Source organism: Brakhagea baltica (genome assembly GCF_052161605.1).
Taxonomy (GTDB): domain Bacteria; phylum Planctomycetota; class Planctomycetia; order Pirellulales; family Pirellulaceae; genus JBKCUI01.
In genome coordinates this window covers 4,616,578-4,637,894 of sequence record NZ_CP197409.1, presented here as the reverse complement: position 1 = coordinate 4,637,894, position 21,317 = coordinate 4,616,578, and the positions used below count along the sequence as shown (strand labels likewise).

Sequence of the window (21,317 nt, the reverse complement as noted above, 5' to 3'; positions counted from 1 at the left end):
GAATGCATCCGCTGGTTAGCGGAGCACGCGTTCTTGCCCGGAGGATCGAGTACCGTCGTCCGCGCTGCTCACGTGTCATTCTCAGTCAGAGACAATTTCTGACATCGCTCTATCGTACCACAGGGGACGTCAACATTCATCAGGGACAAAGGTGCAAGCGACACACTTTTCTGCGGTCGAGTTCCTTCTTAGCTAACGATTCGGTTCACCGCGATCGCGCGAGTGATTTACCACTTCAAGAGCGCCAAATCGCGATCTGCGGTGCAACCGTTGGTTATCCGCCGTCTGCCGGTTGCGTTGGGATCGGAACGGGAGCGTTCGGTTGTAGTCGGCCACGAGGTATTGACGCCCCGGATGGGATCGACAACCCATATAGTATTCCACAGATAGTAAGCAGCGTAAGTAGGTCGGCGAGCGTTAAGCGATAGGAGTTGATGGGTAATATCAACGGCGACGCAGATCGCGACAGGGCGAACCAGGAGCAGACGACCGCGCCGAGCGCAATCGAGGAATCCGTGAGGCCGGATTGGAAGTAAGTAATAAACGGAATCGCAATGGCGAGGGCGATAAGCACGCATCCCCCAATCGCGAGCTGGTACCGACGAGCGAAAGAAAGCGGTTCAGTCATACGCGAACTTCAGTCGGATAACGAATAAGGATCATTCACGTCGAGCGAGGATCGTGGACCGCCCAAGACCCCGGAATCGAGACGTTGAATGCATCCGCTGGTTAGCGGAACACGCGTTCTTGTCCGGAGGATCGAGTGCCGTCGTCCGCACTGCTCACACGTCATCCTCAGTCAGAGCCAGTCTCTGACATCGCTCTATCGTACCACAGAGGGAGTCAACATTCAGCAGGGACAAAGGTGCAAGCGACCGTCTTTTCTGCTGGTCGCGTTACTTCTTAGCTAACGTAAAAGGATCATTCACGTCGAGCGGGGATCATGGACCGCCCAAGACCCCGGAATCGAGACGTTGAATGCATCCGCTGGTTAGCGGAACACGCGTTCTTGCCCGGAGGATCGAGTGCCGTCGTCCGCACTGCTCGCGTGTCATCCTCAGTCAGAGACAGTCTCTGACATCGCTCTATCGTACCACAGGGGGAGTCAACATTCAGCAGGGTTGAGAGTGCAAGCGACACACTTTTCTGCCGTCGCGTTACTTCCTAGCTAACGGTACGGATCACCGAGTCGGCGCGATGATCTCTCCACTGGCAAAACGCACCGCTCGCCGACTTCGGTGCATCCGATGGTTCGATTGCGATTCGCATAATTGTTGAAAGCACAGATTTAAGCCACGCGATAGACTCGGCGAAACACAAACCAAGCCAATAGTAGCGTGAACGCCGGTATTGTATCGTAGTACATATGATACTGAAATCGCGACCATATCTGGATCATTAAATAGGGAATTGCGATGAGGTAAACCGGTGCCAAGTAAATCAAGCTGAAAGGGTGAAGGTATCGATACACGCGACGATTTGATACGTTCGCAAATGTCCGCGAGCATTTACGGCAGCGGAATCGACCTGAGGCTAGCGAGGGATCTTTATCATCACCACAGAATGGACATTGATTGACAACGATACTTTCAAACGACGCAGATCGGGAACTCTTGTTGATGAAGGCCCAGTACTGGTGACGACAATTCTGGCAGATAGGGAACGACAGCGGCGAATAGTTTACCGCATTGCATGCGGGGCAGTAGCTCGATCTAGTGCTTTCAGGTTCAGCTTCGCTCATAAGATCTCGTTGAATTCGATAGACGACGAACAGTAGCAAAACCTAACCATCTCTAGGCAATCGAACGGTACGGATCACCGAGTCGGCGCGATGATCTCTCCACTGGCAAAACGCACCGCTCGCCGACTTCGGTGCATCCGATGGTTCGATTGCGATTCGCATAATTGTTGAAAGCACAGATTTAAGCCACGCGATAGACTCGGCGAAACACAAACCAAGCCAATAGTAGCGTGAACGCCGGTATTGTATCGTAGTACATATGATACTGAAATCGCGACCATATCTGGATCATTAAATAGGGAATTGCGATGAGGTAAACCGGTGCCAAGTAAATCAAGCTGAAAGGGTGAAGGTATCGATACACGCGACGATTTGATACGTTCGCAAATGTCCGCGAGCATTTACGGCAGCGGAATCGACCTGAGGCTAGCGAGGGATCTTTATCATCACCACAGAATGGACATTGATTGACAACGATACTTTCAAACGACGCAGATCGGGAACTCTTGTTGATGAAGGCCCAGTACTGGTGACGACAATTCTGGCAGATAGGGAACGACAGCGGCGAATAGTTTACCGCATTGCATGCGGGGCAGTAGCTCGATCTAGTGCTTTCAGGTTCAGCTTCGCTCATAAGATCTCGTTGAATTCGATAGACGACGAACAGTAGCAAAACCTAACCATCTCTAGGCAATCGAACGGCGGCATTCATCGAGTCGCCGGAGTAGAGCCACCATCAGGAATCGGCTGTTCGGCGACTTCGATGCAATGCTTTGTTCGTCCATACGGTCCCTGATCTGCGAGATTGACCGTCCTGTGCGCATACCGTTTCTGCATCGTCGCAAAGTAGTCAACAATCTTTGCAGGATCATGCCCAATGTCAGCAGACATGGCGTGCCGTACCCGTCGAAGTTCTTCGAGAATTGGCGGTGTTGTCATATTGTCCAGGCCTCTCCCAGGAGTTCCATTGGTGTCACAAGTTCTGGCACGAATAGCCCAAGTATACCATTTATACGGCGGATGTGCCCAAATTTCCTCGCGTTAGCGAGATGTTGGCAGTTCCAGGTGACGAGAAAATCACACCGGTGGTACGATGCAAGCGCTAAATGTAAAGCATCACCAAATGGATCAACAGGCATCAACTTGTGATGTGTGTACGCCTCCACAATCTCGGAAACTGCGGAGTCAATCGACAGTAGTTCCAGATCGTCAAGCAGTCTGAGTGAGTCATCGCGACCCGGAAAATCCCCGTTTTCTAGTTCTGCTAGTACGGCGGCACTTGAAACGACTCGGTCCGTGTTGATCGTTGCGTCATACCAACGGCGAGTCCAGTCACGTCTCGCAACCATGTCTGGCTCGGTTCGCACTTCGAAGTAGAAGCTGGGTATTGTCGTCTCGATGTAGTAGATTGCCATCAGTGTCTATTTGGACGAACGGGGGCGATCAGCGAGCCCGAGCGATTGACTCAAGGCAAGTCAAAACGTCTGATCGAGGGCTTCGTCTGCATCGCTTGGTTCTGTCTATCTATACCCATAATTGTAAATGCTTAATCGGTCGGCAACAGACTGTACTAGAGAGATTATTTCCGACGATTTTCCTGGGGAATCCGACGGTAAATCGAGTAAGTAAAAATCATTGTTTGCGTGTTTCAAATACAGCCTGTGAATTCCTTTATCGGCATCACTATCCAATCGGAAGATCAAATATAAGCCATCACCATCACCGATTGCGAAAAATCGCCAGAAAACAGGAAAGCCAAAGACGTGACGACAGTAGCGAACTATTCTCGCACTAACATCCACGAAAACGGCCTTCTGCGCACCGCAGAACCAACAAGTGCCAAGAATCCAAAGGAGTCCCAGTACCAGCGCTTCGATTCCTTTTCCGGCTGCGCAAAGCGGAATGCAAAAAAGTAACATCAGTTGTGCGACTGCCCAAACAATTAATCTCGCTCGACCGGACGTAAAGCTTGAACGCTCTGCGATGGCGATCCAGTCGGGTGACTCGTCATTCACGTCCATTGAGCACAACCTTACCTTAAGACAGAACGGGGGCGATCAGCGAGCCCGAGCGATTGACTCAAGGCAAGTCAAAACGTCTGATCGAGGGCTTCGTCTGCATCGCTTGGTTCTGTCTATCTATACCCATAATTGTAAATGCTTAATCGGTCGGCAACAGACTGTACTAGAGAGATTATTTCCGACGATTTTCCTGGGGAATCCGACGGTAAATCGAGTAAGTAAAAATCATTGTTTGCGTGTTTCAAATACAGCCTGTGAATTCCTTTATCGGCATCACTATCCAATCGGAAGATCAAATATAAGCCATCACCATCACCGATTGCGAAAAATCGCCAGAAAACAGGAAAGCCAAAGACGTGACGACAGTAGCGAACTATTCTCGCACTAACATCCACGAAAACGGCCTTCTGCGCACCGCAGAACCAACAAGTGCCAAGAATCCAAAGGAGTCCCAGTACCAGCGCTTCGATTCCTTTTCCGGCTGCGCAAAGCGGAATGCAAAAAAGTAACATCAGTTGTGCGACTGCCCAAACAATTAATCTCGCTCGACCGGACGTAAAGCTTGAACGCTCTGCGATGGCGATCCAGTCGGGTGACTCGTCATTCACGTCCATTGAGCACAACCTTACCTTAAGACAGAACGTAAAAGGATCATTCACGTCGAGCGGGGATCATGGACCGCCCAAGACCCCGGAATCGAGACGTTGAATGCATCCGCTGGTTAGCGGAACACGCGTTCTTGCCCGGAGGATCGAGTGCCGTCGTCCGCACTGCTCGCGTGTCATCCTCAGTCAGAGACAGTCTCTGACATCGCTCTATCGTACCACAGGGGGAGTCAACATTCAGCAGGGTTGAGAGTGCAAGCGACACACTTTTCTGCCGTCGCGTTACTTCCTAGCTAACGAATAAGGATCATTCACGTCGAGCGAGGATCGTGGACCGCCCAAGACCCCGGAATCGAGACGTTGAATGCATCCGCTGGTTAGCGGAACACGCGTTCTTGTCCGGAGGATCGAGTGCCGTCGTCCGCACTGCTCACACGTCATCCTCAGTCAGAGCCAGTCTCTGACATCGCTCTATCGTACCACAGAGGGAGTCAACATTCAGCAGGGACAAAGGTGCAAGCGACCGTCTTTTCTGCTGGTCGCGTTACTTCTTAGCTAACATATTGTATACGGAATTTCCCATAATTCCGCTGGGTCGCAGTTTACCATAATCCAACCAGCGTTGGCAACTTGGCTCTCGCAAAAACGGGAGGATTTTCTGACTTTCATTCACCCCACCACCCTACTGTCGCAAATGACATTGCTCGGATATGATGGTTTTGATTTTTCAAGATTATAATGAATTTGCCTTTTCCAGCATATACGGAACTCCATTTTGCACGAAGCAGAACCAAATCCTCAGACGAAAAACGCTAGCTTAATCACCCAGGTCCGCCGAATGGCTCGTACGCTTCACGTCGCAAAACGCACCGAAGAAGCCTACGTCGGATGGATCAATCGATACTTCATCTACCACCGCGATCAGCGAGGGGATTGGGTTCACCCCCTCCAATTGGGGACCCCAGAGATTAACGAGTTTCTCACGCATCTGGCGGTCGAACGAAAAGTGGCTGCCAGTACCCAAAACCAGGCCCTCTCGGCACTGCTGTTCCTGTACTCGAAGGTTCTCAAGGTTGATTTTCAACTCGATGCCGTACGGGCAAAGAAGCCTTCTAAACTGCCTGTCGTGCTATCTGCACCCGAGGTGGCTCGCATCCTGGAACTCGTCCAGCCTAAGCCTAAGAAGCTTATTTGCAGCTTGCTCTATGGATGTGGCTTGAGGCTCATGGAAGCTTGTCGATTGCGGTTCAAGGACATCGATTTCGAACGCAAGCAGATCATCATCCGGGAAGCAAAAGGGGAAAAGGATCGTGCGGTTCCGCTCCCCCAAAAGCTGGTCGCTGACCTTAAACACCAAATGGATTTGGTCAAAAAGCTTCACGAACACGATTTGCTCGTCGGTGCTGGCTGGGTCTGGTTGCCCTATGCTCTGGCGGTGAAATACCCGGAAGCTGGACGTGAGCTTGCCTGGCAGTATCTGTTCCCGGCCAAGAATCTCTCGTATGACTCGCACCCACGTGAAGCGGTCGAAGGGGTCCCGGACGAGCATGTAATCGATGGGGATCGATCTCAACTAAGACGACATCATGTGAATGAGAACTCGGTCCAAGCGGCATTAAAAACGGCTGTAAAAAAAGCGGAGATCCACAAAAAGGTTTCTTGTCACACGTTGCGCCATAGCTTTGCGACCCATCTGCTGGAATCTGGCAAAGATATTCGAACGATCCAGCAACTGCTGGGACATGCGGATGTCTCGACAACCATGATTTATACGCACGTCAGTCGGCTAGGCGCGAGCGGGGTGGAAAGCCCTTTGGATAGATTGTAGGAAGGGTGAAGGGGGCAAGGGGGCAAGGTCGTCCGGAGTATACAACAGGACGATAAATGGGAGATGGCAGGGGGGAGTTGATGGCAATCAGGGAGACGATTAGCTGATGAGTCACGCTGCCACCGAGATAAAATCGATGGTGAGCGGCATGGGAATCGTTTACTGGATCTATTTCTAGCTTGATGCGGAGGCCTTGTCGCTGATGTCTTTGCGGCACCACGCCCCTGGCCAACGAATCGCCTTGACGGCGGTATAAGCATTGAGCTTGGCCGTCGCGAGACTGTCTCCCAAGGCCGTCACTCCCAATACGCGCCCACCGTTCGTGTGCACTTTGCCATTGACCAGCTTTGTTCCCGCGTGAAATACCTTTACGTCCGTTACGCCCGCAGCTTCGTCGAGTCCGGTGATCTCTTTCCCGTTTTCGTAGTCACCCGGGTAGCCTTGACTGGCCATGACGACGCAAATAGCCGGTCTAGGATCCCATACCGGTGGATCGATCTCATCGAGTCGACCATCTACGGTCGCTTCGAGAATGTCCAGCAGATCGCTCTTAAGTCGCATCAGAATCGGCTGGCATTCGGGATCCCCAAATCGAACGTTGTACTCAAGCACCTTGGGACCGACCTGGGTCAGCATCAAGCCGGCGTAGAGCACACCTTTGAATGGTTTGCGATTTCGTTTCATGGTGTGAATGGTCGGAACCAGGATTTTATCCTCGATGGTTTCCATGATTTCATCCGTCACGACCGGAGTTGGCGAGTAGGCTCCCATGCCACCGGTGTTGGGCCCTTTATCGCCATCGTATGCTGCCTTGTGATCTTGAGCACTCGGCAGGGTGAGGAGTGTCTTGCCATCGGTAATGACCAACACGCTGGCCTCGGGGCCCTCCAGTCGATCCTCAATAATCAATTGTGAACCCGCTTTGCCGAACTCATTCTTTCGAGCCACGCGATCGATGGCCTCGAGCGCGTCGTTCCTGCGAGAACAAACGATCACTCCTTTGCCACTTGCCAACCCATCAGCTTTGACAACGACCGGAGCTTTGTCGTTCTCGTTGGGATAGCGGGCCTTGATATATCGCATGGCGCTGTCGGCATCGCGAAAGACTTGATAGTCGGCTGTTGGAACGTCAGCTTGCCGCAACGTGAGTTTGCAAAACGCTTTGCTTCCTTCCAGTTGAGCCGCTGCTCGGGATGGGCCGAAAGCACGGATCTTTTCCGCCGCCATGGCATCCACAATTCCGAGTGTGAGAGGCACCTCAGGACCAACGACTACTAAGTCAACTTTTTCTTTCTTAGCAAACGCGACCAAGCCCTTGATGTCATCAGCGGCGATAGGCACATTTTCCGCTTCGAGTGCAGTACCGGCGTTACCGGGTGCCACCCATAATCGCTTGATTCGCGGGCTTTGACTAATTTTCCAGGCCAAAGCGTGTTCGCGTCCGCCGCTTCCAATGACTAAAACGTTCATTCGTGGTTGTTAAGCTAATCTTGTAAATGGTTAATGTATATCGTGATTCGAGCAATCTCGGTGCGATGTAGCTTGTGGAGCATGAGCCCGAGATGGTTTCGTGCTGCGAGAAGGTTGCATTGAGATCGGCTTACATGGCGAACGCTTCTGCGTCTTCTTTCGGTGCAACTTGGTAGCCGTGCGGTTCCATAGAACAACCGGCACGCCCCTGACTGAGAGAACGTATTGCACTCGAATAGCCGAATAGCTCCTTGAGTGGGGCGAGTGCCCATACCGTCGTGACCGCTCCGCGTGCTTCGGTTCTTTCGATGAGGCCGCGTCGCTGCTGAATATCGCCAACGATCTCTCCGAGGTAGTCAGGTGGTGTGGTGATATCCATCTTCATAACTGGTTCGAGCAAGGTCGGATTGCCTTCTTTGAGTCCTTCGTCGAACGCATCATTCGCAGCGATTTTGAAGGCGACTTCATCGGAGCCCACTTCAGCAATCTCGCCACCCAAAATACTGATACGAATGCCAGTGAGCGGGAAGGAGCCAATGACGCCGCCACCCTCGGATCGATTGCGCAACTCATCGAGAGCCGCTTGTCGCAAGTTCTCAGGTAGCATCTGATCTACTGGAGTACGGTCGAGCACGATAACTTTTGCGGACCGATCTTCGAGCGGTTCGAATCGAACTTTGAGCCGTGCGAAGAGTTGTTGCCCGTTCACCATACGATTGCACTGGCCAACAACCTCGGTCGTGTCGCTGATGGTTTCCCGGTAGCTGACACGTGGCTTGTAAAACTTCACCGCGAGTTTGAAGTCCCGAACAAGTCGATTCTTGATGACCTCGAGATGGAGCTCTCCCATTCCGCTGATAAGAGTTTGTCCAGACTCAGCACTATCGCTCGCATGGAAGGTCGGATCTTGCCGCTTGAGCATGTCGAGCACTTCGCCAAGCTTTTTGCGTTCCGTCGTGTTTTCTGGCTCGATCGCCATCGAGATAACCGATTGCGCGAACTGGATCGATGGGAGCTCGATCATATCCCGCGTATCGCAAAGGGTGTCACCGGTTATGGAATCCTTTGGACCGATTGCACAAGCGATGTCTCCACACTCCAGTGCATCAATTTGTCCTTGGCGATCTTTTTTGGAAGCATGAATTTGCCAAAGTTGCGCGACGTTTTCTTTCTTGTCGCGATTTGGGTTGTAGACCCGCGAGTTCGATTCGAGCCGGCCAGAGTAAACTCGAATCCAGAACATGTCGCCGGTTTTGGCGGGCAGGATTTTGAAGACCAAACCGCAGAAGGGTTCTTTGGGGTCGGGGTTGCGTTGCAACTCTTTATCACGCTTCTTAGGATCGCAGCCGCTCACTGGAGGCCGATCGAGCGGGCATGGCAAATAATGGGCCACCCCGTCAAGCAACGGTTGGACTCCTGCTCCATGCAGAGCGGAGCCGCAAAGCACGGGTTGGAGCTTCATTTCGATACATGCTTGACGCAGAGTCTCGCGGATCATGGCGGCAGGAATCTCTTTCTCCTCCATCGCCAGCTCCATCATCTCGCTGCTGTGCGTGTAGAGTTTCTCGAGAAGTTCATTTCGCCACCCGAGTGCATCCTCGACCAACTCTTCTGGGATCTCAGTTGCGGTCGCAGTGCGACCGGAATCTTCCTTGCTAAAGGTTAGCAGCTTCATGTCGATCAAATCGATCACACCGCGGAAAGGTTCGTTCGTGTGAGCGGGGCCTTGACCGACCGGGATTTGTATCGCGACCGGGTCGGCTGCGAGCCTAGGGCCAATTTCTTCCAAAACGCGGTAGAAGTCGGCCCCTTCGCGGTCCAGCTTGTTGATAAAAACAATGCGAGGCACACCGTACTTGTTGGCTTGTCGCCAGACCGTTTCGCTTTGGGCCTCGACCCCTTCACGAGCTGAGAAGACCACCACCGCTCCGTCGAGCACTCGCAAACAGCGTTCCACCTCGGCGGTAAAGTCGACGTGACCAGGTGTGTCGAGCAAATTGACGGAGCAATCTTTCCAGCGAAACGTCACGCACGCGGAAAAGATCGTGATGCCCCGTTGCTGTTCCTCGGGGTCATCGTCTGTTTCCGTCGTGCCTGAATCAACTGCGCCGGCCTTATGCTTGGTGCCGCTCATATAGAGCATCTGCTCCGTGACGGTGGTCTTGCCCGCATCGATGTGGGCGATAATTCCAATGTTTCGTATCGATTTTAGATCTCTTGCCATGATGGGGGCGAATTTTAGGCGAATCGGCTTAAAATCCTAGTCTCGGGTTTTTCTAAATCCCAGTTTTGTGCCGGTTTCAATCAGGGGCCGTCAGGGTGCCACGCATGTTTTCGACGATTTCTTGCCGATTTGTAGGGGGATGAAAGCCCAGTCTTTTTCTGGCGGAATCGATATTAAAGTAATGTGCAACCCCGAGTTGCTTGGCCACAAATCGGGTCATGGGGGGCTCTGAGCGGAGGCGGGCCAGCTTGAAGATCAGCTCCAAGGCGGCCCCTACACGATACGCATTTGCCAAAGAAATCGAGCGATTAGGCGGGAGCAGATTCGCAAACGATAGAATATCGGTGATCCATTTCCAACACTCGATCGGTTCCCCATCCGTAATAAAGTACGGCCGTCCGGCTGCATCCCGATCTCGATCAAGCATCCGGTTCAGGGCCAATACATGTGCTTCGGCGGCTACATCGACATGGACGGTGTCGATCAAGTTCTTGCCATCACCGACTCTCATCAATCGCCCTTTTCGGCAACGCGAAATCACTCGTGGGATGAGGTGTGGATCCCCCACTCCCCAGATGAGATGGGGGCGAAGGGCGCAGGTGGCGAGCTGGCCGGAGTTGGAGTCCAAGACCCGCTGCTCAGCAATCGCCTTGGTGCGAGGGTAATCGCAAAGCCAAGCCTTGGGATACGGGGCCGCTTCATCGACGTTGATTTGCGGCGATCCATCAAAGGTAACCGATGGCGAGCTGGTGTAAACAAACGCGGGAATGGCTTGCGACTTGGCTTCACGCAGCAAATAGTCTGTTGCATTGACGTTGATTCGCTCAAAATCCGTCCGCTTGCCCCAGACACCCGCGAGGGCTGCGGTGTGCACAATTCCCGAAACACCTTGGCAAGCCGAATGGCAAACGGCAGCATCAGCGACCGAACCTTGAAAACACTCTACTCCGAGCGATTGCAAATCAGGATAGGAACCGCGAGCGATTCCTCGCACCTCATACCCGCGCTCAAGCAGCTTGCGACAAATAGCACTTCCCAAAAAGCCGCCATAACCAGTAACCAGGATGATTTTCGACACAGATTTACCATACGAACGAGCAAAAACGAAGGGAGCGTGGTTCGCGGTTTCCCAAGCGATGTGTAAAGTATTGCCAGATTTGAACACCATTGCCAGATTTGCACACCCCGGCTGCGTCGCTTTCCTACAAATCGGCCCCAGCATGCATCGCAGTACATGCATCGCATTATTCGTCACGTCAACGTTGCAAGAAAGTTGAAGCCAGTATGAGCGTACTTGTCGAAGGTCTTTTTCGAAAGCTGGAGACGTCCCGTTCACTCGATCAACTCCTTGACGCTCCGATGCAACTGTGGCGTCAAGAGTTAGGAATATCGAGCCTCGTTTTGCTGCAAGGTGCCAAAGGGGCTTGGAAAAAGGTCCTCCATGCGGGTGATGCGCGCCCCGAGCCGCCGGATTGGAACTGCGCGACGGAATGCTTGGATTCGCAACGACCGTTAGAAAAATCTATCTGGAATTACTTTCACATTCCTAGCCAATCACACGTCGATTTGGTCCTCTGCACGTCGACCGATTCGCGGGTAGGGAGCGATGGCTCTGGAAATTCTCTCGAGCCTGGCATAGGAGAAATTGCCTACGCGATCGACCTATGGCAACGCCTCCAGCAACGCTCTCGCGACGTCATTCGACTCAATCAAATTTTAAACGTTTCCGCCGATTGGCATGCCCATCAGGATTTGGACCGATTGCTTCAGGATATTGCCCAAGCGGCAACGAGATTACTCAAATGCGATCGGGCTAGCATCTTTTTGTGGGATCGAGCGACTAAGGAACTGGTAGGTCATCCAGCCTTGGGGATCGAGAACAAACCGCTGCGGATCGCTGACGACAAGGGGGTGGCAGGAGCCGTCTTGAAATCCTTGGAGCCACGACGTTGGGATCGTTCGGATCCGAGAGACGAGGTCGATCGACGGGTGGACACCAGCAGTGGCTACCGCACAGACTCCTTGCTCGCAGTGCCATTACTGGATCAAAGAGGGAAAGCCATCGGTGTCTTCGAAGTCATTAATCACGCGGATGGCAAATTCGACTTGAACGATCAAGATGATCTGATCGAGCTAGCACGGCATGCAGCGGCGGCCCTCTCCAACACTCAACAAAGGCAGCAACTGGTCGCCGCTCGCGATCGCTTAACTCGCGATGCGGTACAGCAAGTGCAATTGATCGGGGAGTCCCCCGAGATGAAACAGTTAGCGAGCACCATTGAGCGAGTTGGAAACACCGATCTGGCCGTCTTGATTCTAGGAGAAAACGGAACCGGCAAAGAAGTTGTATCCCGTCAGATTCATTATCAAAGCCCCCGCAAGTTCGAGCCATTTATCGCGGTTAACTGCGCTGCGATCACCGAGACACTGCTGGAGAGCGAACTCTTTGGCCATGAGAAGGGGGCCTTTACGGATGCTCATGAAACCCGCTCCGGAAAGTTTGAACTAGCGTCGGGTGGCACACTCTTTCTCGATGAGATCGGTGACATGAGTTTGGCCGGACAAGCGAAGTTGCTGCGGGTCCTGGAAGAGAAAGTTGTCGTTCGAGTTGGAGGTTCCACACCCATTCCGGTCAACGTGCGAGTGATTGCGGCCACCAATCAAAATTTGGTCGACTTGGTAGAACGGAAACTCTTTCGGGAGGATCTGTACTTTCGATTGACGGTTGTGACCATCAACTTACCGTCGTTAAGGAATCGTGGCCACGATGTGATGGAATTGGCGGATTTCTTCTTAACCATGTTTTGCGATAAGATCGGGCGGCGTAAACCGACTTGGAGCGAGGATGCCCAAAAGCGACTGCTCGGTCATAATTGGCCGGGAAACGTACGAGAGTTGCGTAACATTATCGAGCGAATCGCCTACCTCAGCACGGGTGATGTCATTGAGGACAGCCACATCGACTTTGTACGATCTCCTCGTTCGCAAGAAACCAGTGATGCGAGCGGTTTGGATCTGAATAAGAGTTTGGCTGATGCAACGGCTGATTTCCAGACCAAGTATATTGAAGAGCAAATCAAAGCGTGCAATCGCAATATATCCATGGCCGCCACGCGCATGGGTTTGCAACGAACGAATCTGTACCGCAAGATGAAGCAGTTGGGTATGAAGGCTGACGAAACCACGTAAGGCGAGCGTAAGATTAAGCGGCAACGTCGTACTAAAGTTCTGGCTTCGCATAACGTAAATCTAGCAACGAGAGTTGTAGTCTTATTCACCCTCCAAGGATTCGTGCACGACAAAAGCGAATCGCCTTGTGGTTTTCAGGCTGGTAGGGCGAACCCTATCCTGTTGGTGTGCGTAGGCCACCGGCCAGGGGGGAAAGGAGGATTGACGAGAGCGGGATTTCCGTTAGGCTCGCAGTCCTGTTTCGGACAATAAAATCAGCGTCTTTTTTGAAAGGCTTTATATTATGGCAAGAACGGGAGCGGTAACGTTTAAAGGGGCACCGATGACCTTGGTAGGCGACGAACTCAAGGTTGGCTCCAAGCTGCCTGATTTCACCTTGCATTACTTCGAGGGTGGTCTCAAGACCATCACTCCAGCCGACTTGCTCGGCAAACCAACCATTATTAGCGTCGTTCCCTCACTTGATACAGGTGTGTGTCAGATCCAAACCAAAAAGTTCAATAGCGAACTGGCTGGCATGGGAGACAAGATCAATGCGGTTACGGTGAGCCGCGACTTGCCGTTCGCCATGAATCGATTCTGCGGGGCGGAAGAGATCAAGTCGATGAAGGTGGGGAGCGACTACCAAGCAGGTGAGTTTGGAAACAAGCTCGGGCTAATGATCGACGAGCTCAAGCTGCTTGCACGAGCCGTCATGGTTCTCGATGCTGAAGGCACGTTGGTTTACAGCGAGGTTGTACCTGAGGTAGCTCAAGAGCCAAACTACGAGCCGGCCATCGCCGCTCTCAAGAGCTTGGTAGGCTAAGCCGTTCGAGAAGGCTATTGAGCCACTACGATCGAGTTTGTCGCCGGGAACGTCACGCCCCGTTTTTCGGCCAGCAATCTCAGTGCTACCTCAAAATACGGGTAGGGTATCTTGGGGTTACGCTTACGCGACCAAACAAAGACGACGTTAACCATCGCGCGTGGAATTTCTTTCGATTCCACTTTGGCCACTACTAAATCGATAAATTGAGCTTGGCCAGGCAAATTGGTCCGCAAGCCGAAGACCAATTGGGACTTCAAATCGACGAGGTCCATGGACATCATCCGTTCGGCTTCGTTGAAGTCGAACGCATCCTGAGCGTGAATCGAACCGCCGCCGGCCAGCAATCCCATCGCAATCAGGGTTGGAGCGAGAAAGCTAGCAAAGCAACGAGCCACCAGCGAATCAAGTCTCTGGTGGGCCCCATCTCGGGTCGGTTGCTCAACGATCGTGTGATTTAGCGAGGATTTCTTCATAATCGCTACCCTTTTGCGGAGAATCCAACATGTTTGGAGGGACGGTAGCGGCTACCGATTAGCGAATGCAAGAGAGTTTAGGTAGAATGCAGAGTCTAAAGCTATGATGAACGAAGAAAAATCCGCAGTGAAAAACGAAACCAAGAACACCTACGACGGCTGGCCTGTTTCCGGTCGGCTGGCGGGGATCGATTTTGGAACGGTCCGCATTGGAATCGCGACTTGTGACCCCAGCCGTACGTGGACCAGCCCCTATGAGACCTACACTCGCCGTTCTCTCGAAGAGGATGCTAAGTACTTTTTGAAAGTAGCGAAAGAGAACCATATTGGTGGCTGGATTATAGGGCTGCCCATCCATTGCGACGGCAGAGAGAGTGCGAAATCCAAAGAAGCTCGCCAGTTTGCCAAATGGATCAGCGACGAAACCGAGTTACCCGTCCGATTCGTCGACGAGCGATTCACTACAGCTCTGGCCAATCATATGCTCCGCGATGCCGAGTTGACTCACAAGAAGCGAAAAAAACAGGTCGACAAAATCGCTGCGCACCTCATCTTGGAAGCGTATCTGGATTCGGCCAAGCACCCCTACTTTCAGCCACTTCCTCTCGAGGATTAATATGAATAGCCAATTGATAGACAAACGCCAATTTGCCCTGGCAATACAGGCATGTTTGATGTTCGGCGCACTAATTAGTTTCTTATTGATTGCGTTTCCGAGCGGATCTGCCGCATTGGGGCAACGTGAAGCAAAAACGAAGAATGATGTACCGCCCAAGCCGCTCACGACTTACATGGGACGCCGGGTCGCGCTGCCGATGAGTTACCACGGTATTCCTTGGCTGAACCGATCGGAACGTATTGATGAAGAACGCCCCGCTGAATTGTTGGAGCAACTGAATCTCAAAGATGGCATGGTCGTATGTGATATGGGCTGCGGCGACGGCTATCATGCTTTTCAGATGGCGCCCATGGTCGGTCCGTCAGGAAAAATCATAGCAGTCGATATCCAGCCAGAGATGCTTCAAGAGTTGTCACGCAAAATGAGGCAGACAGAAATTCATAACATCGAAACGATTCTGGGAGAGCTTTGGGATCCCAAGTTGCCTGAGGATTCGATCGATCTATTGTTGATGGTCGATGTTTACCACGAGTTCGGCTATCCGGTACAGATGCTCAAGGCCATTCGCAAGAGTTTGAAAGAGGATGGGCTCATCGCCTTGGTCGAATTTCGGGCGGAGGACCCAACCGTGCCGATCAAGCCAGAGCACAAGATGACCAAAGCCCAGGCCAAGAAGGAATTCAAAGCCAATGGGTTCAAGCTGGTAAGGGAATACGACAAGCTGCCTTGGCAACACGTCATGTTCTTTGGCAAGGATGACTCAAAGCCAGAGCCGATCGATGAAAAGTAATCAGTCTTTTCGCTTAACGCCACCGACTGGTTACCAGGCTCCGCCTGGAAACCCAATGTCTTGCAGGCTCTGCCTGATTTTTCGGGCGATTCATAGATGCCTTAACGGCATCACAAACGAGGCAGAGCCTCCAAGGCAGCTCGTTCCAAGGCAGAGCCTTGGAACGAGCTGTTCAATGGTGTCGTTTGTGTTTTCGATTTTGGTGGTTCTATTTCTGAGCATTCAAAATCTCTCGCATGCTCAGGAGCTTGCAAAAGAGCTGCGGCGTTTTGAATATAGCCAACCAATCATGGGAACCGAGCTCAAAATCATCCTCTACGCGAGGGAGGAAACGAGCGTTGCGCTGGCGGTAAATGCCCTGCTCGAAGAACTAGAGGAGCAGGCCAAGCCGATCAACAACTACGCTCAGACCAGCGAGGTCAGCAAGCTTGCTAATATGGCGATTGAGACTGACATTGTGCTCAGTCGACAGCTTGGGGAATTACTCTACGAATCCAAGCGATGGTACGATTTAACCGACGGTGTATTCGATGTTACCTCGGGATCGATCCTGGCTCTTTGGAGTCAATCTCGCAAAAAGTTACGAGTGCCAGCGCAACAGGAACTCACTACAGCAAAGGACCGCTCAGGTTGGAAGAATATTGCACTGACATCCGGTTCGAACAAATACGAAACGCTCCGTTTTCTTTCTGAGGGAATCGTGGTCAACGTATCGGGAATTGCGACTGGTTATCTTGTGGATATTGCGATGAAAACTCTTAAGGAGCAAGGGATTGAGTCTGCATTGATTGATATTGGTGGGGATATCATCGTCAGTGAACCTCCTCCCGGGAGCGAGGGTTGGACCATCGATATTGCAAGTCTCGATTCCGGGGATGTGGTTCAAAAGCGAATAACGATCCGCAATCAAGCTGTGACTACCAGTGGCGATCTCAATCAGTACACCGAGATCGATGGCGTTCGATACAGTCATTTAGTCGATCCGGTTATCGGGGCTCCCATCTCACGACGCTGCAGTGTGACCGTCGTTGCCAAGCGAGCGATTGATGCTGATGCAGGAGCAACCGCTATTGCAGTACTAGGATGGGGGCGAGCAACAAACATGCTAAAAGATCTTCCCGTCGATCAGGTGTACATCATGGAGCGGGCTTTCGACGAATCAGGAAACGAACCAGAGACAAAATATTACGAGTGGATAAGCGATAGCCACTTAGAAAGATGAGTAATAGCTAACGCTCCTATTGAGCGGTGCAAGTTGAGCGGTGCAAGCTCAAAACTCTTCTGATTCGTCGCGGCTTGCATCGTAGGGGCTTTCTAGGATTTGACAGTAGCTGTCGTAGCGCCGTGGATCAAGTCTGCCATCCGCCACCGCATCTTTTACGGCGCACTCGTTTTCGTGAACATGAGAGCAATCAGGGTAACGGCACCTTGAAGCGAAGGGTCTTATGTCACGAAATAGCCCTGACAGCTCCGATGGAACAATATCCCACAACTGAAACTGGCGTACTCCAGGAGTGTCGATTATTGAACCGCCATGGGTGAGAGGGAATACCTCTGAAGTGGTTGTCGTGTGCTTTCCTTTGTTATTATCTAAGCTTACAGCTTGTACACGCTGATTGAGTTTCGGATCAAGCACATTCAAAATTGAGGATTTGCCGACCCCGCTTTGCCCGACCACGACGCTACATTTGCGGTAAGTCGCGGCTCTTAGGCTATCAATCCCCCAAGACTTTGCGGCACTCAGCATGAGGACTCGATATCCCATCTGCGCATAGCTTCCGATCAGTGGCTGCAAGCTAGCAGGGTCGATCAGGTCGCACTTGTTGATACAAATCACCGCATCCAAGTTATTTTGCTCGGCGGTTGCTAAAAGCCGATCAATCAAATTTGGTTTGATAGTGGGTTGAGCCGCGCTGGTCACGATTAACAGTTGGTCGACGTTAGCAGCAATGATGTGTCGACGCTGCTTGCTGGTACGACTGAGGGTGCTCCGTCTCGGTTCGATTCGAACGATCCAGGCCTGCTGGTTGCCTGCCATTTCGAGTCGCACGAGATCTCCGGCCACGAGAACATGTCGCTGGTCTGTCGCTACGTTCTTAAGGACTCTGCGTAGTGAACACCGATATTGCTTGCCATCCGCACCCCGAACAATCGATTCCAGGCCGTGTACCTTTAAAACCAGGCCGGCCATGCTTGAGCGATCGATGTCTAGTTCAACTTGGCCGAGGGCCTCACCCGCTTCATCACGATTACCCTTGACCGTTCGGTGACGGGTCAAATCCCCCTTGCCACTGACTCGTTCTTGAGAGAGTGTATCGATGTCTTCGCGGTCGACCTCGTACTCCTTGGTTAGATCCAGATCCCTTGTTTGCGATTGGTGTTTCTTGCGAAACTCGATCCGGATTTTATTGCTTTTCTTTCGGACCATATGTGCCGTCAATCGAGCAGAGCTCTGAGAAGAGTGACGTTTTAAAATCAATGACGTTGCAAAAACCGCTTCGCCAAATGGTGGGTAGTTACTCCCCCCCGCTTCTTCCCTGCCGCTATTCTACCGTTGCAGTAGCAGGCTCCGCGCTTGGTTTGACATGCACGCTTGGGCCGATCAATTCTGTAAGTTCTTTCTCGTCCAGTTCTTCTCGATCAAGCAACGCATCTTTGAGACGCTCTAACTCTTCGCGTCTATGATGTAGCACCTCCGTGGCCCGTCGATCGGCGGCTCGCAGTGTATCGCCGATTTCCGCGTCGATGGTCTCCTGTGTGCGCTCGCTATACTGACGCTGTTGATGCATTTCCCGCCCTAAGAACGGGTCGCTATCGGAAAGCTTGTACGAAACGGGACCAAGTTTAGGGCTCATACCCCAGTGAGCGATCATCCGTCTAGCTAGCGACGTTGCCCGCTCGAGGTCGTTTTCTGCTCCGACCGAGGTTTGGTCGTAGATGATTTTTTCAGCAGCTCGGCCTGCCAGCAGGACAACCAAGTTATCTTTGATCTCGCTCTCGGCCATGTTCATTCGATCTTCAGAAGGCAGTATTTGTGTGCTACCCAGCGACATGCCTCGCGGAATGATGGTCACCTTATGAACACGCTGAGCTCCTGGTAGAAACCAAGCGGCTAGGGTGTGACCAGCCTCGTGGTAGGCGGTCTTTTCCTTTTCTGCTAGCTGCATGACTTCTTCTCGTTTCGCGCCCATAAGCACTTTGTCGCGAGCGTAGTCAAAGTCCTCCATGGACACGCGGTTTTTATTTTGTCTGGCTGCCCAAAGTGCAGCTTCGTTAACCAAATTCCGAATGTCGGCCCCCGTGAGCCCAACGGTTGCCTCGGCTAGGGTGTGTAGGCTGACGTCATCGTCCAGTGGCACATCTCGGACGTGAACTTTGAAGATTTCCTCTCGCCCCTTGAGCGTCGGACGACCAACCGTGATATGTCGATCGAATCGACCTGGTCGCAACAGAGCAGGATCCAAAACGTCAGGACGGTTTGTGGCTGCCATGATGATAACCGAATCGTTCGGAGAGAAACCATCCATTTCGCCCAGGATCTGATTTAGAGTTTGCTCTCGTTCGTCGTGACCGCCACCTAAGCCAGCACCACGCTGTCGCCCCACGGCATCGATTTCGTCGACGAAAATTATGGCAGGAGAGTGTTCTTTTGCAGTGGCGAACAGATCGCGGACCCGAGAGGCCCCCACCCCGACGAACATTTGGATGAATTCGCTCCCGTTGACCGAGAAAAAGGAGACGCCTGCTTCGCCAGCGACCGCACGAGCCAACAAGGTCTTACCTGTCCCTGGGGGGCCATTCAACAGAACACCCTTTGGGACTCGACCACCGAGCTTTTGGAACTTTTCAGGAGCCTTGAGGAAGTCAACGATTTCCTGTAAATCCGCTTTGACCCCTTCCAAGCCTGCGACATCTTTAAACGTGACGAGTTGGTCGGATGGCTCGTATCGTTTTGCGGTTGATCTGGTGAAGCTGGACAAGAATCCACCTCCGCCCATCATGCCCTCGCGGCTGCGGCGGAAAAAGATGTAAATCCCGATTACCGTAGCGACCAGAATACCGAGCCAAAGAAAGGTGATAATGGTGTTGAGTGCATTGCCTGGAACAACTTTGTATTCCAAGGGGGCCATGGTGAGCGATTCTGGATTGTCAACGTCCCGCTCCAATTTGGTTTCTTGACGAAGTTTGTTAAGCCGTTCAAGCAACGCCGATCGGGAACTGCTATCGGAGGGGATGAGAACATCGAATTCCCGTTTCAGGACTTCACCTGGCTTGGGAGGAACCAGGGCTCCCTCGGCGTTGTAAGTCGGAGGTTTGTCAGGGGGAACGCGGAAACGCCCTTGTGCGTAGGAATCGTAGAGGGTGATTTCCTGGACGTTATTTCTCTCCAGCTGCTCCTCTAAAAAGCTGTAATCGATGCGAGAGACCTGCGAGGCACTGATGTAAAACATCAGCCCGAATGCAGTCAGTAGCACCAGGGCAATGATCAAGGGACCTTGGCCTCGCCTAGGGGCGCCTGCTGGGGTGGCAGATGGCTTTTTCTCGTCTTTACTGGGGTTTGTCATATCGTTTTCGTTCGGGAACAGTGTCTTAGGGTCCTGAATTGTAGCGACAAAGCCAAGAATCGCCACCTGACGTCCGCCAGATCATTGCAGGGTGCACACTAGAGTAGCGACCTGTCGAGGTCCTCCAGAGACCCGAATTTTGAGCGAAAACAGCCCATTTCAAGCTTTGCAGTCAACGGACTTTCGCTTTCGTGGTATTACGCTCCCTACATTACAGCGTCGAATAAGGTGGATCCTCTCCCCGCAGCTCAGCCAACGCATTTCCGGCAGCGCGTTGTTCGGCTTCTTTTTTGTTTCGCCCCCAAGCGGGCGTGTACCGCTTTCCCCCGATTTCTGCGGCTACGCAGAATTGTTTGCTGTGATCTGGGCCAAACTCGTTCACCAGTCGATAAAGGGGAGTCCCTTTTAGTTCTCTCTGAGCAATCTGTTGCAGGGAAGATTTATAATTCCCGCCGTGATGACCGTCTGCTGCCAAGCGAATCTCAGCATCGAGATGTTCCATGATGAAACGACTTGCCGACTCTATTCCGCCATCTAGATAAATTGCGGCAACGATAGCCTCGAAAACATCGCTCATCAACGATCTCGGCATGGCCGATTTCATCATGCCGCGTCCGACTATCAGGCACTCATCCAGAGCCAACTGCCTCGATATTTTCGCACAGACACGACGCGAGACTACGATGGACTTGATCTTGGTGAGCTCGCCTTCGAGATAGTCGGGATATTTGCGGAACAAACTTTCACAAACCACCATGCCAAGAATCGAATCACCCAGAAACTCCATTCGCTCATTGGATTGCGTACGAGTTGATGCGACGCTGGAATGGGTTAGTGCGGATAGCAATAAATTGATATCCTGGAACTGGTATCCAATGATCTGTTGGCACCGTTCCAGCTTAGCATCAGCCGGAGCTGTTTCATCCCAAGCTGAACTATCACCGTCTCGCTTTTGCACAATCAATTTCCACACTGTCCCGGGCT

The 21,317-nt window shown here is 52.2% G+C and carries 21 protein-coding genes; 6 read left to right on the top strand and 15 right to left on the bottom strand.

What is annotated here, in order from left to right; translation table 11 throughout:
- Positions 1-274: 274 nt before the first annotated feature.
- The 8 genes from SH449x_RS17715 to SH449x_RS17680 all read right to left on the bottom strand — a co-directional run bounded on the left by SH449x_RS17715 (position 275) and on the right by SH449x_RS17680 (position 4,376).
- A complete protein-coding gene (locus SH449x_RS17715) occupies positions 275-628 on the bottom strand; it encodes a hypothetical protein (protein WP_482377408.1) in 354 nt (117 codons plus the stop codon).
- Between the two features lie 660 nt (positions 629-1,288).
- The gene (locus SH449x_RS17710) at positions 1,289-1,741 is read right to left on the bottom strand and encodes an RING finger protein (RefSeq protein WP_482377406.1); all 453 of its coding nucleotides are present in this window, start codon (positions 1,739-1,741) and stop codon (positions 1,289-1,291) included.
- Between the two features lie 42 nt (positions 1,742-1,783).
- A complete protein-coding gene (locus tag SH449x_RS17705; RefSeq protein ID WP_482377407.1) occupies positions 1,784-1,918 on the bottom strand; it encodes a hypothetical protein in 135 nt (44 codons plus the stop codon).
- Between the two features lie 4 nt (positions 1,919-1,922).
- Positions 1,923-2,375 (bottom strand): RING finger protein, encoded by a 453-nt coding sequence (locus tag SH449x_RS17700; RefSeq protein WP_482377406.1) that lies wholly within the window; start codon positions 2,373-2,375, stop codon positions 1,923-1,925.
- A gap of 74 nt (positions 2,376-2,449) precedes the next feature.
- Positions 2,450-2,680, bottom strand: coding sequence for a hypothetical protein (locus SH449x_RS17695; protein ID WP_482377405.1), 231 nt, complete (start codon positions 2,678-2,680; stop codon positions 2,450-2,452).
- A complete protein-coding gene (locus SH449x_RS17690) occupies positions 2,677-3,156 on the bottom strand; it encodes a PIN domain-containing protein (RefSeq protein WP_482377404.1) in 480 nt (159 codons plus the stop codon). Before SH449x_RS17690 ends, SH449x_RS17695 begins: the two co-directional genes overlap by 4 nt.
- Before the next feature lie 105 nt (positions 3,157-3,261).
- Positions 3,262-3,762, bottom strand: a complete 501-nt coding sequence (locus tag SH449x_RS17685; RefSeq protein ID WP_482377403.1) for a hypothetical protein — start codon at positions 3,760-3,762, stop codon at positions 3,262-3,264.
- Between the two features lie 113 nt (positions 3,763-3,875).
- The gene (locus SH449x_RS17680; RefSeq protein WP_482377403.1) at positions 3,876-4,376 is read right to left on the bottom strand and encodes a hypothetical protein; all 501 of its coding nucleotides are present in this window, start codon (positions 4,374-4,376) and stop codon (positions 3,876-3,878) included.
- 766 nt (positions 4,377-5,142) lie between these two features.
- Between SH449x_RS17680 and SH449x_RS17675 the strand changes: the two genes are divergently transcribed.
- Complete coding sequence (locus tag SH449x_RS17675) at positions 5,143-6,195, top strand: integron integrase (protein ID WP_482377402.1); 1,053 nt, start codon at positions 5,143-5,145, stop codon at positions 6,193-6,195.
- Positions 6,196-6,369: 174 nt separating this feature from the next.
- On the opposite strand, the gene purD is transcribed toward SH449x_RS17675, so the two are convergent.
- The 3 genes from purD to SH449x_RS17660 form a co-directional block, all read right to left on the bottom strand.
- The gene (gene purD / locus SH449x_RS17670) at positions 6,370-7,665 is read right to left on the bottom strand and encodes a phosphoribosylamine--glycine ligase (RefSeq protein ID WP_482377401.1); all 1,296 of its coding nucleotides are present in this window, start codon (positions 7,663-7,665) and stop codon (positions 6,370-6,372) included.
- Between the two features lie 130 nt (positions 7,666-7,795).
- Complete coding sequence (fusA, locus tag SH449x_RS17665; protein ID WP_482377400.1) at positions 7,796-9,889, bottom strand: elongation factor G; 2,094 nt, start codon at positions 9,887-9,889, stop codon at positions 7,796-7,798.
- 76 nt (positions 9,890-9,965) lie between these two features.
- On the bottom strand, positions 9,966-10,967 hold the full coding sequence (locus SH449x_RS17660) for an NAD-dependent epimerase/dehydratase family protein (RefSeq protein WP_482377399.1): 1,002 nt from the start codon (positions 10,965-10,967) through the stop codon (positions 9,966-9,968).
- Positions 10,968-11,173: 206 nt separating this feature from the next.
- On the opposite strand from SH449x_RS17660, the gene SH449x_RS17655 reads away from it, so the two are divergent.
- Positions 11,174-13,078 (top strand): sigma-54 interaction domain-containing protein, encoded by a 1,905-nt coding sequence (locus SH449x_RS17655; RefSeq protein WP_482377398.1) that lies wholly within the window; start codon positions 11,174-11,176, stop codon positions 13,076-13,078.
- Between the two features lie 283 nt (positions 13,079-13,361).
- The gene (gene tpx / locus SH449x_RS17650) at positions 13,362-13,883 is read left to right on the top strand and encodes a thiol peroxidase (protein WP_482377397.1); all 522 of its coding nucleotides are present in this window, start codon (positions 13,362-13,364) and stop codon (positions 13,881-13,883) included.
- 14 nt (positions 13,884-13,897) lie between these two features.
- Here tpx and SH449x_RS17645 read toward each other — a convergent pair whose 3' ends face one another.
- Positions 13,898-14,359 carry a hypothetical protein gene (locus tag SH449x_RS17645; protein WP_482377396.1) on the bottom strand — a complete coding sequence of 154 codons (462 nt, stop codon included), beginning with the start codon at positions 14,357-14,359 and terminating at the stop codon, positions 13,898-13,900.
- Positions 14,360-14,462: 103 nt separating this feature from the next.
- Here SH449x_RS17645 and ruvX point away from each other — a divergent pair, with 103 nt between their 5' ends.
- From ruvX to SH449x_RS17630, 3 genes are all read left to right on the top strand, one after another.
- A complete protein-coding gene (gene ruvX, locus SH449x_RS17640) occupies positions 14,463-14,975 on the top strand; it encodes a Holliday junction resolvase RuvX (RefSeq protein ID WP_482377395.1) in 513 nt (170 codons plus the stop codon).
- 1 nt (position 14,976) lies between these two features.
- A complete protein-coding gene (locus SH449x_RS17635; protein WP_482377394.1) occupies positions 14,977-15,768 on the top strand; it encodes a class I SAM-dependent methyltransferase in 792 nt (263 codons plus the stop codon).
- Positions 15,769-15,943: 175 nt separating this feature from the next.
- On the top strand, positions 15,944-16,990 hold the full coding sequence (locus tag SH449x_RS17630; protein ID WP_482377393.1) for an FAD:protein FMN transferase: 1,047 nt from the start codon (positions 15,944-15,946) through the stop codon (positions 16,988-16,990).
- A gap of 48 nt (positions 16,991-17,038) precedes the next feature.
- Here SH449x_RS17630 and rsgA read toward each other — a convergent pair whose 3' ends face one another.
- The 3 genes from rsgA to rnc form a co-directional block, all read right to left on the bottom strand.
- Positions 17,039-18,196 carry a ribosome small subunit-dependent GTPase A gene (gene rsgA / locus SH449x_RS17625; protein WP_482377392.1) on the bottom strand — a complete coding sequence of 386 codons (1,158 nt, stop codon included), beginning with the start codon at positions 18,194-18,196 and terminating at the stop codon, positions 17,039-17,041.
- A gap of 115 nt (positions 18,197-18,311) precedes the next feature.
- Entirely contained in the window at positions 18,312-20,333 is a 2,022-nt protein-coding gene (gene ftsH, locus SH449x_RS17620) for an ATP-dependent zinc metalloprotease FtsH (RefSeq protein ID WP_482377391.1), read from the bottom strand.
- A 211-nt stretch (positions 20,334-20,544) separates the two neighbouring features.
- Positions 20,545-21,291 (bottom strand): ribonuclease III, encoded by a 747-nt coding sequence (rnc, locus tag SH449x_RS17615; RefSeq protein WP_482377390.1) that lies wholly within the window; start codon positions 21,289-21,291, stop codon positions 20,545-20,547.
- Positions 21,292-21,317: the final 26 nt, after the last annotated feature.

Excerpts from the sequence above, each read along its gene's own strand:
- purD (WP_482377401.1), bottom strand. The coding sequence starts at position 7,665 with ATGAACGTTTTAGTCATTGGAAGCGGCGGACGCGAACACGCTTTGGCC.
- SH449x_RS17690 (WP_482377404.1), bottom strand. The coding sequence starts at position 3,156 with ATGGCAATCTACTACATCGAGACGACAATACCCAGCTTCTACTTCGAA.
- SH449x_RS17655 (WP_482377398.1), top strand. The coding sequence starts at position 11,174 with ATGAGCGTACTTGTCGAAGGTCTTTTTCGAAAGCTGGAGACGTCCCGT.
- SH449x_RS17695 (WP_482377405.1), bottom strand. The coding sequence starts at position 2,680 with ATGACAACACCGCCAATTCTCGAAGAACTTCGACGGGTACGGCACGCC.
- SH449x_RS17630 (WP_482377393.1), top strand. The coding sequence starts at position 15,944 with ATGGTGTCGTTTGTGTTTTCGATTTTGGTGGTTCTATTTCTGAGCATT.
- tpx (WP_482377397.1), top strand. The coding sequence starts at position 13,362 with ATGGCAAGAACGGGAGCGGTAACGTTTAAAGGGGCACCGATGACCTTG.
- ftsH (WP_482377391.1), bottom strand. The coding sequence starts at position 20,333 with ATGACAAACCCCAGTAAAGACGAGAAAAAGCCATCTGCCACCCCAGCA.
- SH449x_RS17715 (WP_482377408.1), bottom strand. The coding sequence starts at position 628 with ATGACTGAACCGCTTTCTTTCGCTCGTCGGTACCAGCTCGCGATTGGG.
- ruvX (WP_482377395.1), top strand. The coding sequence starts at position 14,463 with ATGATGAACGAAGAAAAATCCGCAGTGAAAAACGAAACCAAGAACACC.
- SH449x_RS17700 (WP_482377406.1), bottom strand. The coding sequence starts at position 2,375 with ATGAGCGAAGCTGAACCTGAAAGCACTAGATCGAGCTACTGCCCCGCA.
- rsgA (WP_482377392.1), bottom strand. The coding sequence starts at position 18,196 with ATGGTCCGAAAGAAAAGCAATAAAATCCGGATCGAGTTTCGCAAGAAA.
- fusA (WP_482377400.1), bottom strand. The coding sequence starts at position 9,889 with ATGGCAAGAGATCTAAAATCGATACGAAACATTGGAATTATCGCCCAC.
- SH449x_RS17645 (WP_482377396.1), bottom strand. The coding sequence starts at position 14,359 with ATGAAGAAATCCTCGCTAAATCACACGATCGTTGAGCAACCGACCCGA.
- SH449x_RS17685 (WP_482377403.1), bottom strand. The coding sequence starts at position 3,762 with ATGGACGTGAATGACGAGTCACCCGACTGGATCGCCATCGCAGAGCGT.
- SH449x_RS17680 (WP_482377403.1), bottom strand. The coding sequence starts at position 4,376 with ATGGACGTGAATGACGAGTCACCCGACTGGATCGCCATCGCAGAGCGT.
- SH449x_RS17635 (WP_482377394.1), top strand. The coding sequence starts at position 14,977 with ATGAATAGCCAATTGATAGACAAACGCCAATTTGCCCTGGCAATACAG.
- SH449x_RS17710 (WP_482377406.1), bottom strand. The coding sequence starts at position 1,741 with ATGAGCGAAGCTGAACCTGAAAGCACTAGATCGAGCTACTGCCCCGCA.